General features: G+C 72.6%; 13 protein-coding genes and 2 riboswitches. Of the genes, 8 read left to right on the top strand and 5 right to left on the bottom strand.

Annotated elements, in window-relative coordinates; translation table 11 throughout:
* The first annotated feature begins 738 nt into the window (after window positions 1-738).
* From B7R87_RS33285 to cas2e, 8 genes are read left to right on the top strand one after another with little or no spacing between them, the layout of a single operon-like run.
* On the top strand, window positions 739-3,645 hold the full coding sequence (locus B7R87_RS33285) for a CRISPR-associated helicase/endonuclease Cas3 (protein WP_040912788.1): 2,907 nt from the start codon (window positions 739-741) through the stop codon (window positions 3,643-3,645).
* On the top strand, window positions 3,638-5,341 hold the full coding sequence (gene casA, locus B7R87_RS33280) for a type I-E CRISPR-associated protein Cse1/CasA (RefSeq protein ID WP_006344762.1): 1,704 nt from the start codon (window positions 3,638-3,640) through the stop codon (window positions 5,339-5,341). The genes B7R87_RS33285 and casA overlap by 8 nt, the downstream gene beginning before the upstream one ends.
* Entirely contained in the window at window positions 5,338-6,054 is a 717-nt protein-coding gene (gene casB / locus B7R87_RS32265) for a type I-E CRISPR-associated protein Cse2/CasB (protein ID WP_006344763.1), read from the top strand. The genes casA and casB overlap by 4 nt, the downstream gene beginning before the upstream one ends.
* Window positions 6,051-7,244 (top strand): type I-E CRISPR-associated protein Cas7/Cse4/CasC, encoded by a 1,194-nt coding sequence (cas7e, locus tag B7R87_RS32260; RefSeq protein WP_006344764.1) that lies wholly within the window; start codon window positions 6,051-6,053, stop codon window positions 7,242-7,244. Before casB ends, cas7e begins: the two co-directional genes overlap by 4 nt.
* The gene (gene cas5e, locus B7R87_RS32255; RefSeq protein ID WP_006344765.1) at window positions 7,241-7,969 is read left to right on the top strand and encodes a type I-E CRISPR-associated protein Cas5/CasD; all 729 of its coding nucleotides are present in this window, start codon (window positions 7,241-7,243) and stop codon (window positions 7,967-7,969) included. The genes cas7e and cas5e overlap by 4 nt, the downstream gene beginning before the upstream one ends.
* Window positions 7,970-7,983: 14 nt before the next feature.
* Window positions 7,984-8,769, top strand: coding sequence for a type I-E CRISPR-associated protein Cas6/Cse3/CasE (cas6e, locus tag B7R87_RS32250; protein ID WP_006344766.1), 786 nt, complete (start codon window positions 7,984-7,986; stop codon window positions 8,767-8,769).
* Window positions 8,766-9,731 carry a type I-E CRISPR-associated endonuclease Cas1e gene (gene cas1e / locus B7R87_RS32245; protein WP_006344767.1) on the top strand — a complete coding sequence of 322 codons (966 nt, stop codon included), beginning with the start codon at window positions 8,766-8,768 and terminating at the stop codon, window positions 9,729-9,731. Before cas6e ends, cas1e begins: the two co-directional genes overlap by 4 nt.
* The gene (gene cas2e / locus B7R87_RS32240; protein WP_006344768.1) at window positions 9,728-10,078 is read left to right on the top strand and encodes a type I-E CRISPR-associated endoribonuclease Cas2e; all 351 of its coding nucleotides are present in this window, start codon (window positions 9,728-9,730) and stop codon (window positions 10,076-10,078) included. Before cas1e ends, cas2e begins: the two co-directional genes overlap by 4 nt.
* Window positions 10,079-10,109: 31 nt before the next feature.
* Here the strand turns inward: cas2e and B7R87_RS32235 are convergent, their stop codons facing one another.
* From B7R87_RS32235 to B7R87_RS32215, 5 genes are all read right to left on the bottom strand, one after another.
* Window positions 10,110-11,186 (bottom strand): hypothetical protein, encoded by a 1,077-nt coding sequence (locus tag B7R87_RS32235; RefSeq protein ID WP_006344769.1) that lies wholly within the window; start codon window positions 11,184-11,186, stop codon window positions 10,110-10,112.
* A 121-nt stretch (window positions 11,187-11,307) separates the two neighbouring features.
* Window positions 11,308-11,625 (bottom strand): hypothetical protein, encoded by a 318-nt coding sequence (locus tag B7R87_RS32230; RefSeq protein ID WP_006344770.1) that lies wholly within the window; start codon window positions 11,623-11,625, stop codon window positions 11,308-11,310.
* Between the two features lie 41 nt (window positions 11,626-11,666).
* Window positions 11,667-12,911 (bottom strand): TolB-like translocation protein, encoded by a 1,245-nt coding sequence (locus tag B7R87_RS32225; protein ID WP_078901993.1) that lies wholly within the window; start codon window positions 12,909-12,911, stop codon window positions 11,667-11,669.
* Between the two features lie 145 nt (window positions 12,912-13,056).
* Complete coding sequence (locus tag B7R87_RS32220; protein WP_130585128.1) at window positions 13,057-15,264, bottom strand: serine/threonine-protein kinase; 2,208 nt, start codon at window positions 15,262-15,264, stop codon at window positions 13,057-13,059.
* Between the two features lie 182 nt (window positions 15,265-15,446).
* Window positions 15,447-16,877 carry a prenyltransferase/squalene oxidase repeat-containing protein gene (locus B7R87_RS32215; protein WP_233168989.1) on the bottom strand — a complete coding sequence of 477 codons (1,431 nt, stop codon included), beginning with the start codon at window positions 16,875-16,877 and terminating at the stop codon, window positions 15,447-15,449.
* Between the two features lie 108 nt (window positions 16,878-16,985).
* Window positions 16,986-17,085: riboswitch (cobalamin riboswitch) on the bottom strand.
* A gap of 153 nt (window positions 17,086-17,238) precedes the next feature.
* A riboswitch (cobalamin riboswitch) is annotated at window positions 17,239-17,337 on the top strand.
* Window positions 17,338-17,347 lie beyond the last annotated feature (10 nt).

The following is a 17,347-nucleotide window of genomic DNA, read 5'->3' as shown; positions in this document are numbered from 1 at the left end:
GAGCCGTGCGCCCCGGAGTGCCGCAATGTCGGGACCATCCCCGCGGGGGCGGGGAGCAATGGGCGGGCGTCCCGACCAGGAGCGGCATCCAGGGGCCAGCCCCGCGGGGGCGGCGAGCACCCGCGGCATCGGCGCCCGGTGAGACACCGCCCGGGACCATCCCCGCGCCCGCGGGCAGCACACGGCGACGTCCACGAGCTCCTTCCGGACGTCGGGACCATCCCCGCGTCCGCGGGGAGCACAGCATCCCGTCCCGGGCGGCCTTGCCGTCGAAGGGACCATCCCCGCGCGCGGGGAGCACCGGAACCCTTGGGACCTCGACGAGGTCCGGACGGGACCATCCCCGCGCGCGGGGAGCACGTGGCGGGGATGGTGTCGGGGTCGATGGTCATGGGACCATCCCCGCGCCCGCGGGGAGCACGACGTACGCCAAGTACGAGACGCACGTCCGGCGGGACCATCCCCGCGCCCGCGGGGAGCACACTCCCTGACCTGCGCCCTTACCCCCCGCCCCACCCACTTCCCATCAACTTCACCGCACCCGACATCTCCACCCAGACACCCCCACCCACCCGGCAGCGCGGGCTCGCATCCTAGACGTGGCGCGCGTCTCCATTCCCCGATTCCAGCGGATCAGCCACAAACGCGCTCATCTTTTCCGATCTGCTGCCATGGCCACCGCTTTGACGGTAGGTATCTCCCTGAGCACTCGCACAGCACTCAACGGGAAAGACACGCATGGGTCTTGGGGAGCGCCTTACCGGACCGGTGCGGTCCGTATGGGCGAAGCACGATCGGGACACCGAAGGCTGGCTGCCGCTCTGGCGGCACATGGCCGACAGCGCCGCCGTCGCCGGGCTGCTCTGGGACCACTGGCTGCCCGCCAACGTCCGGAAACTGGTCGGTGACGCCCTGCCCGGCGGCGCGGACGACGCCCGGCTGCTGACCGTCTGGCTGGCCGCCGTACACGACATCGGCAAGGCCACACCCGCCTTCGCCTGCCAGGTGGAAGGACTCGCCGCCACCATGGGGCAGCACGGGCTCACCATGAAGACCCGTGCCCAGCTGCGCAACGACCGTCTGCTCGCCCCGCACGGGCTCGCGGGACAGGTCCTGCTGGAGGAGTGGCTCGAAGAACGGCAGGGCTGGCCCGCCAAACGGTGCGGACAGTTCGGGGTAGTCGTCGGGGGGCATCACGGGACTCCGCCCCAGCACGGTCAGCTCACCGACCTCTACGACCGCCCGCATCTGCTCCGTACCCCGGGGCCGAGCGCCGGGCTCTGGGGGCGCGTACAGGACGAGCTGCTCGACGCCTGTGCCGACGAGTACGGCGTACGGGAGCGGCTCGACGCCTGGCGGTCCGTCGCCCTTCCCCAGCCCGTGCAGGTGCTGCTCGGCTCCGTGGTGATCGTCGCGGACTGGATCGCCAGCAACCCCGACCTCTTCCCGTACTTCCCGGAGGAGACCCGGAGCGGCGAGGAGCGGATCGCCGCCGCCTGGCGGGGGCTCCGGCTGCCGCCGCCCTGGCGGGCCAAGGAGCCGGAGCACGAGGCCCAGGAGCTGTTCGCCGCCCGTTTCGATCTGCCGCCGGGGGCCGCCGTGCGGCCGGTGCAGGAGGCCGCGGTACGGCTGGCGCGGGAGATGCCCGTGCCCGGGCTGATGATCGTCGAGGCGCCGATGGGCGAGGGCAAGACCGAGGCGGCGCTGGCCGTGGCCGAGATTTTCGGGGCCCGTTCGGGTGCGGGCGGGCTGTTCTTCGCGCTGCCCACAATGGCGACCGGCAACGCCATGTTCCCCCGTCTGCTGCGCTGGCTGGACCGGCTCCCCCACCCGACCGGAGTCCCGCGCTCCGTCCTGCTCGCGCATGCTAAATCCGCGCTCAACGACACCTACGCCGAACTGCTCCGCGACGGCCGGCAGCAGCGGATCGCCGCCGTCGACATGGATGCCGACGAGACGGACTGGCGCCCCTCGGACAAGCGCCGCCACGCCCCCGCCGAGCTGGTCGCCCATGCCTGGCTGCGCGGCCGGAAGAAGGCGATGCTGTCGTCCTTCGTCGCGGGGACGGTCGACCAGTTGCTGTTCGCCGGGCTCAAGAGCCGCCATCTCGTGCTGCGCCATCTCGCGGTCGCGGGCAAGGTCGTCGTCATCGACGAGGCGCATGCCTATGACACGTACATGAGCGTGTATCTCGACCGGGTGCTGTCGTGGCTCGGTGCCTACCGGGTGCCGGTCGTCGTGCTCTCCGCGACGCTGCCCGCCGGGCGGCGACGGCAGTTGGCGGCCGCCTACGGGGGCACCGCGGAGGACTCCTACGAGGAGGTGGCGGCGGCCACGGCGTACCCCCTGCTCACGGCCGTCGCCCCGGGCGGGGCCCCGATCGTCGGACGCCCTCCGGCGTCCTCGCGGGGCGGCCATGTCGTCCTGGAGCCGATCGACGACGAACTCCCCGCCCTCGCGGACCGTCTCACCGCCGAACTCGGCCTGGACAACAACGACAAGAACGACAACGACGGCGGCTGTGTGCTCGTCGTGCGCAACACAGTGCGGCGGGTCGTGGAGACCGCGCACGCCCTGCGGGAACGCTTCGGTGCGGACGCCGTGACGGTGGCCCATTCCTGTTTCGTCGACCTCGACCGCGCCGCCAAGGACGCCGATCTGCTGGACCGGTTCGGCCCGCCGGAGACGGCGGCCGGGAGGCGGCCCCGTGGCGCGCACATCGTGGTCGCCAGCCAGGTCGCGGAGCAGTCGCTCGACGTCGACTTCGATCTGCTGGTGACGGACTTGTGCCCGGTCGACCTGATGCTCCAGCGGATGGGGCGCCTCCACCGGCACCACCGTGGCGAGGGCCAGTCGGAGCGCCCGCGGCGGCTCCGGACGGCCCGGTGCCTCGTGACCGGCGCCGACTGGACCGCACAGGTACCGGCGCCGGTACGGGGTTCGGTGGCCGTGTACGGGGAGTACGCGCTGCTGCGCTCCGCCGCCGTCCTGCTGCCGCACCTCCGGGAACCCCGGCGGCCGGTGCGCCTCCCCCAGGACATCAGCCCGCTGGTCCAGGGCGCCTACGGGGACGAGACCGGCGCGCTCCCCGAGGGGTGGGCGGAGGCGCTGGAGTCCGCGCGGGAGCGGTACGAGAAGCACCGCGCCGATCAGTCCGAGCGGGCGTCCGTGTTCCGCCTCGGCGCGGCGGAACGTCCGGGCCGTTCCCTCGTCGGCTGGGTCGCGGCCGGAGCGGGCGACGCCGACGACACCCGCGCGGGCCGGGCCCAGGTGCGCGACAGCAGGGAGAGCCTGGAGGTCGTCGTGGTCCAACGGCGGGCGGACGGGAAGCTGGTGACACTGCCGTGGCTCGCCGGCGGCCGGGGCGGTCTGGAACTCCCCCGCGACCGGGTGCCGGTGCCCCGCGCCGCGCGGGCGGCCGCCGGGTGCGGGCTGCGGTTGCCGATGGCGTTCTCGCCCGCCGAGGTGATGGACCGGGCCATCACCGAACTGGAGGAACTCTACGTACCCGCCTGGCAGTCGAAGGAGAGCCCCTGGCTGGCGGGGCAGCTGATCCTGGCGCTCGACGAGGATTGTCAGACCCGTCTGGCAGGCTTCTCACTCCGCTACAGCCGCACCGACGGCCTGGAGGTGACCCGTGACTGACACCGACTTCGACGCGACGACCACCCCGCCCGGGACCCTGTCGTTCGACCTGACCGCCCGGCCCTGGATACCGGTGCTGTGGCGGGACGGGACACAGAGCGAACTGTCGCTGCGCGAGGTCTTCGCCCGGGCCGACGACGTGCACTGTGTCGCGGGCGAACTGCCCACGCTCGACTTCGCGCTGACGCGTCTGCTGCTCGCCCTGGCCCACGACGCACTCGACGGCCCCCGCGATACCGAACACTGGGGGGAGCTCTGGGCCGACCGGGGCTGTTTCGCACCGCTGGCCGAGTATCTCGACGAGCATGCCGAACGGTTCGACCTGCTCCATCCCCGGCTGCCGTTCCTGCAGGCTGCCGGGTTACGTACGGCCCACGGCGAGGTGTTCTCGCTGAACCGGATCGTCGCCGATGTGCCCAACGGCGAGCCGTTCTTCAGCTCCCGGATGCCCGACGTCGGCCGACTGGAGTTCGCCGAGGCCGCGCGCTGGGTCGTCCATGCCCATGCCTATGACACCTCGGGCATCAAGACCGGAATCGACGGCGACCCGCGGGTCCGCAGCGGCAAGGTGTATCCGCTGGGCGTCGGCTGGGCGGGAACGCTCGGCGGGGTCCTCGTCGAAGGGGCCTCGCTGCGCGAGACGCTCCTGCTGAACCTGATCGCGACCGACGGTGGCGGAATGCGGTGGGCTCCCGGTGATCTGCCCGCCTGGCGGCAGAAGCCGTACGGACCCGGCCCGGCCGACCGCCCGGGGCCGAAGGGGCCGCGGGAGCTGTACACCTGGCAGACCCGGCGGCTGCGGCTCCACTTCGACGCGCAGGGCGTGCACGGGGTGGTCCTCGGGTACGGTGACCCGCTCGCGCCGCACAACAAGCAGGGCGCCGAGCCCATGACCGCCTGGCGCAGAAGTCCCGCCCAGGAGAAGAAACGGGGCGAGTCGCCCGTCTATCTGCCGCGGGAGCACGATCCGGCGCGGTCGGTGTGGCGGGGCCTGGAGGCCCTGATCACGCCCCGGTCCGGGCCCTCCGGCGGCGGGGCGGAGCCGCCGAGCTCCTTGCGGCCGGGTGTCCTCGAATGGGTGGCCCGGCTGGTGACGGAAGGCGAACTGCCCCGCGGGCTCCTCGTCCGGACCCGGACGGTCGGCGTGGTCTACGGCACCCAGCAGTCCGTCGTCGACGAGGTCGTCGACGACCGGCTGGCGATGTCCGTCGTTCTGCTGCACGAGCGGAGCCGGCCGCACGCCCAGCAGGCCAAGGACGCGGTGGCCGACGCCGAGCAGGCCGTCACAGCCCTGGGCGATCTCGCGACCGACCTCGCCAGGGCGTCCGGCGGCCAACCCGAGGGGCCACGCGCCGCCGCCCGCGCCCGTGGATTCGCGGAGCTCGACGATCCGTACCGCGCCTGGCTGCGGCAGCTGACCCCCGACGAAGACCCCTTCGAGCACCGTGTCCGCTGGCAGCAGGAGGCGCACCGCCGTCTGGAGCGCCTCGGCCGGCAGCTCGTCCACGAGTCCGGCGACAAGGCCTGGGCGGGCCGGGTCGTCGACGGCAGGAAGGGCAAGGAGTGGCTGCACTCGGGCAGTGCGGAGAGATGGTTCCGCATCCGGCTCGCCAAGGCGCTCAGCCACCCGTTCAGCACCGGTGACGACGGCTCACCGAACACCGATTCCGAACCCACTCCGAAGGCACCACGATGACCACTCCCACCTCGTCAGCGGCAGAGACCGGGACCGGAGAACGGACCGAGGAGCGCGTCCGGAACCTCACCCGCGCCCTCATCTCCGAGAAGCAGCGGGGCTTCCTGGCCGACCGGCCCTCCGCCGTGGCCGCGCTGGCCAGGCTGCGGCGCGGCGCGGGCAAGCAGATCGCGCAGGTGCCGGACCTGTGGGGGTTGGTCGACACCGGGCCGCTGGCCGAGGTGCCCGAGGGCCGCCGACGGCCCACCGAGGCCGAACTCACCCGCGCCGAGGACGCCGTGCACGTGGCGGTGACCCTGTGGGCGCTGCACCAGCAGTCGCGGGGCACGGCCATGCACCGGCTCGGGTCCCGTACCGAGCCCCGCGGCCTCGGTACGGCCGCGCGTGCGCTGATGCGGCCCGGCGATATCGACGAGCCCGTACGCAAACGCTTCGTCCGCGCCGGAACGGCCCCCACCCTGTCCGTACTGGCCCAGCGGCTGCGGGAGATCGTGCTGCTGCTGCGCGGCGCCGACATCCCCCTGGACTACGGGCTGCTGGCCGAGCAGCTCTATCTCTGGCAGTCGCCCGGGGGGCAGGAGACCGTACGGCGCGCCTGGGGCAGATCCTTCCACTCCTACCGGCCCGCCGGTGCCACCGGCGACGACACCACCGGCAGCGGCTCTGCCGCCCCGGACGACTCCACCGACACGCCTGACAAGGACGCCTCGTGAACCGCCTCTTCCTCGATGTGCACGCGCTGCAGACGGTGCCGCCCAGCAATCTCAACCGCGACGACACCGGCGCCCCGAAGTCCGCCGTCTACGGCGGGGTGCCGCGTTCCCGGGTGTCCAGCCAGGCCTGGAAGCGGGCCACCCGGTCGTACTTCGAGAAGCAGGACCTGCTCGACCCCGGTGAGCTGGGGGTACGGACGAAGAAGGTCGCCGAGGTGCTCGCCGCCCGGATCACCGCCGTCGATCCGGCGCTCGACGAGGCGGCGGCCCTCCTGCTCGCGGCCACCGTGATCCAGACCGCCACCGGTTCCAAGATCGAACCGCCGAAGCGGAAGGCCGATGCGGCGAAGGACGGCGACGACGGGCCGGCGCCGGAGTCGAAGTACCTGATGTTCCTCAGCTCCCGGCAGCTCGACGGCCTCGCCGCGCTCGCCGTCGACGGCGCGGCCGACATCAAGGCGTACCTCCAGGACAAGGCCAACAAGGCCAGGGCGAAGGAGATCGCCAACACCCGGCACTCCGTCGACATCGCGCTGTTCGGCCGGATGGTGGCGGACTCGGCGGACTTCAACGTGGACGCCGCGGTCCAGGTCGCCCACGCCATCAGCGTGCACCGGGTCGACACCGAATCGGACTACTACACGGCGGTCGACGACAAGAACAGCGTCGAAGAGACCGGGGCCGGGATGATCGGCACGGTCGACTTCAACTCCGCCACCCTCTACCGCTACGCGGCTCTCAACGTCCACCAGCTCGCCGGAAACCTCGGCGGAGGCCTGCGCGACGACGAGGCCCGGAGCACGCCGGTGCGGCGCGCGGTCGAGGCGTTCGTGCAGAGCTTCCTGGAATCCCTCCCCACCGGAAAGATCAACACCTTCGGTCACCACACCGTGCCGGACGCCGTGATCGTCAAGCTGCGGACCACCCGGCCGATGAGCTACGTCGCGGCGTTCGAGGAGGCCGTCACCGGCACGGGCGGATACTTGCGCGAGGCCGTCGGCCGGCTCGCCGAGTACGTACCGGACGTGGAGCAGAAGTACGGCGACGAGGGGACCACCGTCTCCTGGGTGCTGCGGGTGGGCCCCGCCACGGAGAAGCTGAGCGGCCTCGGCACCGAGCAGGACCGCATCGAGGACCTGGTCAGGTCCGTCGGGCAGGCCGTCGCGGAACGCCTGGACAAGCCCGCATGAGCGTGCTGCTGCTGCGGCTCGCGGGGCCCCTCCAGGCCTGGGGCGCCTCGGCCCGCTTCGTACGCCGTACGACGCAGTCCGCCCCCACCAAGAGCGGTGTCATCGGCTTGCTGGCGGCGGCGCGGGGCATCGACCGCGGCGACGACGAGGGCCTGGCACGGCTGGCGGCGCTCCGGTTCGGGGTCCGCATCGACCAGCCGGGGGTTCACGTACGGGACTTCCAGACCGCCCATCACGCGGCCACCGGCAAGTCGATGCCGCTGTCGGAGCGGTTCTACCTCGCGGACGCGGTCTTCACCGCCGGTCTTGAGGGGGACCGCGCGTTCCTCGACGAGCTGGCGGGCGCCCTGCGGACGCCCGTCTACGCCCTGTTCCTCGGCCGCCGCTCCTGTCCTCCCGATCCGGGGATCGTCCTCGGTGTCCACGACGTCCCGCTCGACGCGGCACTGAGCGGCGAACCCTGGCGGGCCGCGCCCTGGTACGGGCGGCGGAGATCCCGGGACCGGACGGTGTCCCTGACCGTGCTGCGGGAGCCCGGCGGGGACGAAGAGCGGGGGGAGCGGGGGGACGTCCTGCGCGATCAGCCCCTGAGCTTCTCCGCCGAGCACCGGCGGCACGCACTGCGGGCCGTGGTCAGCACGACCGTGGACGCCCCCAATCCGTACGCCCGGCAGCCCGCGGCCCCGGCTCCCGTACCCCCGCACGATCCGCTCGGCGCCCTGTAAGGACGGCACCCCCGATGTACCTGACCCGCTTCCGCGTCAACACCGCCCGGCCCGGTGCGCGGCGACTCCTCTCGGCCCCCCAGGCACTGCACGCCGCGGTGCTGGCGTCCTTCCCCGGGCTGCTGCCCGGCGACGGCGACGACGCGGAGGGGCCCCGGGTGCTGTGGCGCCTGGACCACAACGCCCGCGCCGAGGTCTTCCTCCATGTCGTCGGCCCCGACCGGCCGGACCTCACCCACCTCGTCGAACAGGCGGGATGGCCGGTGGCCGCCGCCGACCCCGCCACCCCGGGATGGGAGACGCGGCCCTACGGCCCCTTTCTCGACCGGCTGGAGACGGGTGGTGTGTGGAGCTTCCGGCTGACGGCCAATCCGGTCCACTACATCCGCCGCAAGGAGGGTGAACCGACGAAGCGCACGGCGCACATCACCCCCCACCACCAGTTGGGCTGGCTGCTGGACGACGAGCGTCAGAAGCGCTCCGGCTACCGGGTGCTGGAGAAGCCCGCGGAGAAGCGGCTGCTGCCGGGCGGCAGGACTCTCCAGGGGCGCCCGCACCACGGGGACGCCTACGAGGCGGTCGTCCGGGACCAGCGGGAGCTGTCCTTCGCCAAGTCCGCGGCCGGCCGGGGATCGCCGGTGCACCGGGTGAAGATCGTCACGGTGACGTACGACGGCCGGCTGACGGTCACGGATCCGGTCGCCCTGCGCCGTACCCTCACCCGGGGCATCGGCAAGGCGCGGGCGTACGGGTGCGGGCTGATGACCCTCGTGCCCGTCGCCGCGGAGGCGGGGCCGTGACGACCGTCGGCAGGCGCGCCGCGCTGTCCCCCCGTCAGCTCACCCGCACCGCCGAGCGGGTGTCCTTCGTCTATCTGGAGCGCTGTACGGTCCACCGGGACTCCAACGCGATCACCGCGGAGGACGCCGACGGTACGACGCACATCCCGTCCGCGACCATCGGCACCCTGCTGCTGGGGCCGGGCACCCGCATCACCCACCAGGCGATGAGCGTCCTCGGCGAGACGGGCGCGGCGGTCGCCTGGGTCGGCGAGCACGGTGTCCGCTACTACGCGGGCGGCCGCGCGCTGAGCCGGTCCGCGGCGCTGGTGGAGGCCCAGGCGGTGCAGTGGGCCAACCAGCGCAGCCGCCTCGGTGTCGCCCGGGCCATGTACCGGCTGCGGTTCCCCGACGAGGACCCGGCGGCTCTGACCCGTCAGCAGCTGCTGGGCCGGGAGGGCGACCGCGTCAAGGAGTGCTACCGCGCCCAGGCGGCGCGTACCGGAGTCCCCTGGAAGGGCAGGAGGTACACGCCGGGCGACTTCGGCTCGGGCGATCCGGTGAACCAGGCGATCACGGCGGCGGCGCAGTGCATGTACGGAATCGCCCACGCGGTCGTCGCCTCCCTGGGCTGCGCCCCCGGGCTGGGCTTCGTCCACTCCGGCCACGAGCTGTCCTTCGTCCTCGATATCGCGGACCTGTACAAGACCGATATCGGCATTCCGCTGGCGTTCGACGTGGCGGCCGAGAGCGAAGAGGACACGGGCGCACGGACGCGCCGTGCGCTGCGGGACCGGATCAACGAGACCCGGCTCCTGGACCGTTGTGTCCGCGATATCCAGCGGCTGCTGCTGCCGGGCGCCGGGGACATCCCCGACGAGGACCGGATGACCCTCCGGACCGACGGGGACGGACAGGTGGCGTCCGGGGTCAACTACGGTTCGTCGGCGGCTGCCGATGCGGACGAAGCGGTGCTCTGGTGACGGTCATCGTGCTGACGAACTGCCCACCGGGCCTGCGGGGCTTCCTGACGCGCTGGCTGCTGGAGATCTCACCGGGCGTGTTCGTGGGCGATCCGTCGGCGCGCGTGCGGGACGTGCTGTGGGATGAGGTCCGGCAGTACGCGGGCCAGGGCCGCGCCCTGCTGACCCACTCGACGGACAACGAGCAGGGCTTCACGTTCCGTACGCACGACCATGCGTGGCAGCCGATCGACCACGAGGGCCTGACCCTGATCCACCGCCCGAGCGCGGGCCCCCCGCCGGGGGCCGCCCCGGAGAAGCCGGGCTGGAGCAATGCGTCGAAGCGCCGCCGGTTCGGGAGGAGATAGGGCTCCGCGGCGGGAGACCCTCTCCCGCACATCAGGAGCGCGTGGCCGTCCCGCACTTCTTGTCGTCGGCGTTGCGCATCCGGTCCGCCATCAAGGTGCTGCGGTCGTACGGGTCGACGTCAGGTCCGTTGCCGGCGCCGGGCGGGCGGTCGGCGCCGAACTCCGGGGACAGCCTGCCGGTGGCGGTGCCGCAGCCGCCGTTGGTGATGTCGACCGAGTACGAGACGAGGGAGAAGGTTCCGGGCTCGGTCATCACCTTCGCCGGGTCGTTCCAGTCGAGCACCACCTCGCGGCGGACGATCGTGCGCGCGATCTCCTCGCCGCCCTCGGACGGGACGAACGGATACACGTAGGTGACGTCGGTGGTCACCCGCAGGGCACCGTCCTTCGCCTCCGCGAAGGAGATCCGGCCCCGGGTCCTGATGTCGTTGCCGACCGGGCGTACGCGCTTGTCGTCGTACCGGCTGAAGAGCATCAGCGGGTCGTTCTTCTCGTCCGGCGACCGGAACGCCGTCGACAGGAAGTCCTGGACGTCCCGCTGACGCGGGTTGATCAGGGCGATCGCCCGGCCGGGGTGTTCCCCGCGCAGCACCGCCGGGTCGAGGCTGGACGCGGCGAGGAAGTCCCGGGTCCGGTCGAGTGCCTGCTCGACCTGGGCGGTGTTCATCCATCCGGTCGCCCTGGCCGGGGGCAGGGTGATTCCGGCCGTGCCCTTCGCCCAGCGCGCCGCGGGTGAGCCCCTGAACGGGTCCTCCGGCGTGGGCCGCAGGGCCGTGTCCCGGGGCGGTGCCGCCGTGGGACGTTCCGACTCGGCGGCGAGCGGAGCGTCGGCCCCGCCGTCTCCGCCGCCGAACCAGCCGGTCACCCGGTCGGGGGCCACCGCCACGGCCAGCAGTGCGAGCACGACCAGCACCCCGGCGAAGACGGCGTACCAGACCTTCTTCCGCCGCGGCCGGGCCGGTGTGTACGAGCGCCAGGCCTCGGGCTGCCCGGGGCTCTCGCGCAGCCGCCGTGCCACGACCCGGGCCCGCGCCGAGGGCTCCCGCGGCGCGTCCGGTGTCCCGTCCACCGATTCCCTGAGGAAGCGCTCCCACTCCTCGTCGGGCACGGATGACCCGCCCCGTCCCCCGTTGTTGTTCACCTGCTGCCTCTCACACCGTCCGCGGCTTCACAGCCCCCACCAAGATCACCGAACATATGATCGCATGTCACCTACCGGTCCCCGCCTGTCACATCCCGGCCGCCAGGATCAGGATCAGCAGTGCGGGCGGTGCCAGCATCGTGGCCAGGTGGGCGAAGAGGGCCCGGGTCGTGCCCAGCGTGGCGAAGAGGAGCAGACCGCCCGCGAGCCAACAGCCGAAGATCCGGGCTGCCGTTCCCTGGACGGCGGATTCCCGCTCCGGGGTGTGCGCCTCGAAGCCCGGCAGTGCGCCGATCGTCATCAGCAGCAGCATCGTGAGCAGTACGACGTTCCCGATCGCGACAGCGACGGCGGTCCGCCGGTCCGCCCGGCGTATGCGTCGCCGGAACCTCAGTACAGCGTTCATGGGCACGGCAGCCTAAGGCATGGGGCAGAACTTTCGGATGGTCACCGGGGGTTGAGGGGTGCGGGCGGAAGGGTCCGTACGAAGACGTCCGTGGTGGCGTTGGTGTCGCCGGGGACGAGATTGGCGGCGCCCGTGACGAAGGCGACCGTGCGGCCGTCGCCGGTCATGGACACCCGCCCGGGAGAGGCATGCGCAGAGGCCGGACCGCCGTCCATCGCGGTGCTCACGTTCTGCACCTCACCGGTCTCCAGATTCCGGATGTGGAGCTGCCATGGCCCCGGCGAGCCGGGGAAGCCCACCATGTAGAGGGCGAAACGGCCGTCGGCGCTCAGCGAGCCGTCGCTGGCCCCGGTCTGGGGTCCGCTGGCCGGGATCGGCCGGGTGGTACCCGTCGTCAGATCGCGGATGAAACTCCTGGAGTACTGGTCGTCCGCCGTCACCGGACTGCCGTCGAAGAGGTTGAAGAGCACCAGGTTGCCGTCCGCACTCAACGACAGCCCGCCCAGCCGTCGTTCGGGCGTCGGCCCGTTCTCCGAGACGTCCACCGTCTGCCGCTCTCCGGTGTTCCGGTCGAGGAGGTGGACATTGCCCCGGGATGTGCCCTCGGGCAGGTATCTGAAGGAGGTGTACGCGATGCGCTGCCCGTCGTCGCTGATGGCGGGGGCGCCCGCGTAGTAGGTGGCGGTCGAGGTGTTGGGATGGCTCACCCACTGCGTCGTACCGGTCTGCAGATCCCGCACGTACACCCTTGCGGCCTCCGCCGCCGTCGACCCCTGCGGGCGGTACGTTACGAACACGACGTAGCGTCCGGAGCCGCTGATCCGGGGGAACAGCGGGCTGCCGCCGGTGAACTCACCGAGGTCGACGTCCACCCGCTGGGTGTGGCCCGTGGACAGGTTGCGCACATGCAGTCCGCCGTGTGCCGTGATCACCATCAGGTTTCCCGAGGCGCTGAAGTCGTGCACATCGGCCGGGTGGCCCTGGGAGGTCACCAGCTCCACTGTTCCCGTATGCCGGTCGCGCAGGTACGTCCCGTGCCAGCCCACAGGCGCGACCGGACCGGGCAGCAGGTTCCGCGCCTGCGACATGAAGGCGACATAGCGGCCGTTCCTGCTGATCACCGAGACGAACGACGGCCCGTCGCCCTGCGTCCCGTCCGCGGCCACACTGATCCGCTCCGTCACCCCACCGCCCCCGGGGGTGGCCGTCGCCGTCCCCATCGGCAACAGCGCTGCCAGCAGACAGGCCCCCGCCGCAGCCGTCACCGCGCGTAAGATCCGTCTCATATGTCCTCCAGGACAGTCACGGCCCCGGCCCCCTGCCGAGGCGTTTCCGCGATGCAACCGCACCGCGTCCGGGACGGGCAATCACCCCGGTTGTGTACAACCCTGGACGGGTTTCGTGCGTCCGGGCACCCGGGGGCAGGGGGTGCTAATGCGCCCGCCGGTCCCGCAGGGCCGCCACCCTCCGGTACAGCTCCACCGCCTCCTCGTGGCGCCCGAGCTGTTCCAGGCAGTGTGCTTCGTCGTTGCGGCTCGCCAGGGCGTCCGGGTGGTCCGGGCCCAGGACGCGGTCGCGGGTGCCGGCGACCGAGGTGTAGACGGTCAGGGCCTCGGGCCAGCGGGCCAGCCAGCCCAGGGCGACGGCGACCTCGCGGTGGCTGACCAGGGTGTCGGGGTGGTCGGGGCCCAGGGTCCGGGCGCGGCGGGTGCTGATGTCGCGGGCCTGCTCCAGGGCTTCCGGCCAGCGGCCCGTACGGCCGAGGTTGACGCCGAGGCCGTGGCGCGCGCGGAGGGTTTCGGGGTCGTCGGGGCCCGAAAGCCGGGTGCGGTCCGCGATCAGGGCGGTGTAGAGGTCGACGGCTTCGGCGGCGCGGCCGAGGCGGCCGAGGCTGATGCCGACCTCGTAGCGCGCGGCCAGGGTGTCGGGGTGGTCGGCGCCGAGGGCGCGGGTCCGGGCGGCGGCGACCTCGCGGTACGCGGTCAGGGCCTCGGTCCAGCGGCCGAGCTGACCGAGGGCGTAGGCCACCTCGTACCGGGTGACCAGGGTGTCGGGGTGGTCGGCGCCCAGGATCCGGGCGCGGGCCTCGGCGACGTCGCAGACCATGCGGAAGGAGTCTTCGAGACGGCCGAGCCTGCTCAGGTTGAACGCGAGGTTGTGGCGGCAGCGCAGGGTGTCGGGGTGGTCGGGGCCCACGATGCGTTCCCTGGCGGTGAGCACCTCCGTGTAGCGGTCGTGTGCCTCCAGATGGCGGCCGAGGAGACCGAGGACGTACGCGGTCTCCTGGCGGGCGGCCAGGGTGTCGGGGTGGTCGGCGCCGAGGGCGCGTTCGCGGCCGTCGGCCACGCGGCGGAAGCCGTCGAGCGCGTCCTCCGCACGGCCGGTGCGGCTGAGGGTGAAGGCGACCTCGTAGCGGCTGGCGAGGGTGTCGGGGTGGTCGGCGCCGAGGGCGTGTTCGCGTTCGGCGGCGACCGCGCGGTGGACCTCGCCGGCCTCCTCCCAGCGCCCGAGCCGGCCGAGGCTGAGCCCGGCGCTGTGGCGGCCGGCGAGGACGGCCAGGGCTTCCGGTGACGGGGTGGGGCGCTCGCGCCGTACCGTCTGCCCGGCGAGCGCGGGGCGGACGGCGGTTCCGGTGGTCCATTCACCGGTCAGCCCGGCGGTGTGGTCGGGGAGGACGGGCCGGAGTGCGGTGGCCGTCGCGTGGTGGCCGCCGGTCAGCCGCCGGCCCCAGGCGGGCAGGGGCGCCGGGGCCGCGGGGCGGGCGGCGCTCGGGGCGGGTGCCGCGGGCAGGCCCCGGGGGCCCGTCATCCGCAGACGCAGATCGCGGGCGTCGGCGGGCCGGCCGTCCGGGGTCTTGGCGAGCAGGTCGAGCACGGTCTGCTGGACGTGTTCGGGGATTTCGGGCCGGTGGACGCGGAGTGGCTGCGGGACGGTGTCGCGGTGGCCGATGAGGACGGCCCAGGCGTCCTCATCGTCGAACGGCGGGACGCCGGTGGCGATCTCGTAGAGGACGCAGCCCAGGGAGTAGAGGTCGCTGCGGTGGTCTATGTGTCCGCCGCCGATCTGTTCGGGCGACATGTAGTGGGGGGTGCCCATGGCGATGCCGGTGCCGGTCAGCCGGGACGAGGTGCCGATGTTCTCGCCGAGGCGCGCTATGCCGAAGTCGCAGATCTTCACCGTGCCGTCGGTGAGGCGGACGATGTTGGCGGGTTTCAGGTCGCGGTGGACGATGCCGCGTTCATGGGTGTACGCGAGGGCGTCCGCGACCTGGACGGCGATCTCGACGACGTCGTCGACGGGCAGCGGCTCGTGGGCGTTCTCCTCCAGCAGCTGGCTGAGGTTGCGTCCGTCGAGGAGCTCCATGACCAGGAACAGCACGCCTTCGTACTCGCCGAAGTCATGGACGACGGTCACTCCGCGGTGCTGGAGCGCGGCGGCGACCCGGGCCTCGCGGCGGAAGCGTTCGCGCAGGACGGTGGAGAAGGAGGCGTCGTGGTGGGGGCCGACGGGCTTGAGGCATTTGACCGCGACGCTGCGTCCCAGGGACTCGTCGACGGCGCGCCACACCTCGCCCATGCCGCCGCGCCCGATCACCTCCTCCAGCCGGTACCGGTCGTGAATCAGCCTGGACTCCGCCATTGCCTTCCGTCGCCCCCGTCGGTCTTTCCGCTCCCCGGAGGTCCAGTATGGCGGGGTGGCCCGACGGTGTGTACGGGCCGGTGGGCGTGCCGTGTCCGGGAAGGGGCGGTGGAGCGGCAGGGGTACGGAGATCGGGGGGTACGGGACGGGGCCGGCCGGCCCCGTCCCGTACCCGCTCCGGATCAGGAGCCGTAGCGCAGGGCGATCGTGTCGCCGATGCCGATGACCCGGTCGCGGGCGGCCGCGGTGAAGGCGGATCCGTCGACGCTCGCCTTCCAGGTGCTGCTTCCGCTGTTGGCCGTGCCGTTGACGGCGGTGATGGTGCCGGTGCCGGAGGACGGGGTCACCGAGGTGACGCAGCCCGCCGGGGTCGCGGCGCCGGCTGCCGCGTCCAGGACGGCCCCGAGGGTGGTCGTGGTGCCGGTGGGTGTGAAGGCGACCGAGCAGACCTTGAGCGCTCCCGTACCGTCGTCGACGGTGAGGGCGAGTTCGGTGGCGGTCCCGGAGGTGAAGGTGCTCTGGGCGACCCAGCGGGAGGCGCCGCCGGTGGGGAGCGGCGGGGCGGCGGTGAAGCCGCCGCCCGCGACGGCCCTCAGGGCGTCGGTGGAGGAGTAGGCGGAGGGGCTGCCGTCGGAGGGCTTGTAGCGGAAGCCGCCGCCGGGGTTGAACTGCTGGGCGATGAGGAAGTCGACGGGGGTCTTTCCGGCGGGGGTGAGGAAGTCGCCGGTCTGGGGGTTGATGCCGCAGGCGTTGAGGCCGGAGACGGCCCAGCCGTTGGAGCTGGAGTTGATGCCGTACATGGCGGTGAAGGCGCCGGAGGCGTTGACCAGCTTGGTCTTCAGGAAGGTACGGGCCTGGACGATATCGGGGTCGGTGGCGGGCACCCCGGCGGCGCAGAGCGCGGCCATCGAGGCGCCGGTCATGTCGACGTCGCCGGGGGCGGCCAGCCGGACGGGGTCGCCTTCGGCCTTCTGGTAGTCCCAGCCGCCGTCGGTGTGCTGGTTGGCGCGGATCCGGGTGACGATCGCGTCGAGCAGGGCCTGCGGTACGCGCTGTCCGCCGGTCTGGGTTCTGGCACCGGCGAGCGCCAGGCCCGCGAAGACGGTGCCGTTGTAGTTGGCGCTGTTGCCGAAGTATCCGGCCTCGGCGGTCTGCCAGTAGCCGTAGACGTCGGCGATGAGGTTGCGGGAGGCGGAGACCCGGGCCGGGTCGATTCCGGCGGCGTAGGCGTTGAGGGTGCCGCGTTCATAGTCGGTGACGACGGGGGTCGCGGACGGCCAGGCGGCGGTGGAGAGGAGGTTGCGGTAGACGGTCCGGGCGTTCTTGGTGGCGTCGCCGCCCGGTGCGACGTCCACGACGGCCGTACCGGCGGCGGCGAAGGCGCTGAACGCCCACTCGCTGGAGAGCCCGGAGCCCGCGTAGGAGCCGTCGGCGGCCTGGAGGGTCTTCAGATAGGCGACGCCGTTGGTCTTGGAGGTGGCTATCTGGGCGGGGGTGGAGGTCGCCGTGGCGGGGAGTGTCGCGGCGGCGAGTGCGGCGGCCGCGGCAGTGGTGGCGACCAGTGCGCGCAGTGCGGCGCGGGGCATCGGTGCGGTGGTTGCGCTACGGGGCATGTGGCCTGCTCCTGTGATGGGGGACACCGGCCGGGCGCACCGTCCGCCGGGCCCGGGGCTCACCGGGGCCGTGGGGGCCGCTGGGCCGCCGTCCGAACGCGAGGTAACGGCTTCCTGGGTGGTGCTCGCCGCATGGGCATTCGGACTCGGCACGGCTTCCGCCGTCCCACACCGTTGCGCGTCAGTTCCGGATTCGCACCGGATTCCCCCATGTGACAGCCCTGGACGGTACCGGAGGTGCAACTGCCGCGCCACCGTGCCGGATTCACCGGGCGGCACGGCCGGGCGGTGGGATTCAGGTCACCTTGACGCCCCCTTCGGCCACATGTTCCAATCCGGCTGATACATGCTCATGACCAGGGGAAGCCGGTGGAAATCCGGCGCTGACCCGCAACCGTGAGTCCGCCGGGCGGCGGACGAGCCGGACTGCCTGGGATGGGTGCTCGATTCAGCGAGAAACGCCGTCGCGG

Source organism: Streptomyces tsukubensis, assembly GCF_003932715.1.
Taxonomy (GTDB): Bacteria; Actinomycetota; Actinomycetes; order Streptomycetales; family Streptomycetaceae; genus Streptomyces; species Streptomyces tsukubensis.
The sequence above is the reverse complement of the archived record's forward strand: the minus strand, read 5'-3'. Positions and strand labels throughout refer to the sequence as shown.

Coding starts and splice junctions, on each gene's coding strand:
- B7R87_RS33285 (WP_040912788.1), top strand. CDS start 739: ATGGGTCTTGGGGAGCGCCTTACCGGACCGGTGCGGTCCGTATGGGCG.
- casB (WP_006344763.1), top strand. CDS start 5,338: ATGACCACTCCCACCTCGTCAGCGGCAGAGACCGGGACCGGAGAACGG.
- cas5e (WP_006344765.1), top strand. CDS start 7,241: ATGAGCGTGCTGCTGCTGCGGCTCGCGGGGCCCCTCCAGGCCTGGGGC.
- cas6e (WP_006344766.1), top strand. CDS start 7,984: ATGTACCTGACCCGCTTCCGCGTCAACACCGCCCGGCCCGGTGCGCGG.
- B7R87_RS32230 (WP_006344770.1), bottom strand. CDS start 11,625: ATGAACGCTGTACTGAGGTTCCGGCGACGCATACGCCGGGCGGACCGG.
- B7R87_RS32225 (WP_078901993.1), bottom strand. CDS start 12,911: ATGAGACGGATCTTACGCGCGGTGACGGCTGCGGCGGGGGCCTGTCTG.
- B7R87_RS32220 (WP_130585128.1), bottom strand. CDS start 15,264: ATGGCGGAGTCCAGGCTGATTCACGACCGGTACCGGCTGGAGGAGGTG.
- B7R87_RS32215 (WP_233168989.1), bottom strand. CDS start 16,877: ATGCCCCGTAGCGCAACCACCGCACCGATGCCCCGCGCCGCACTGCGC.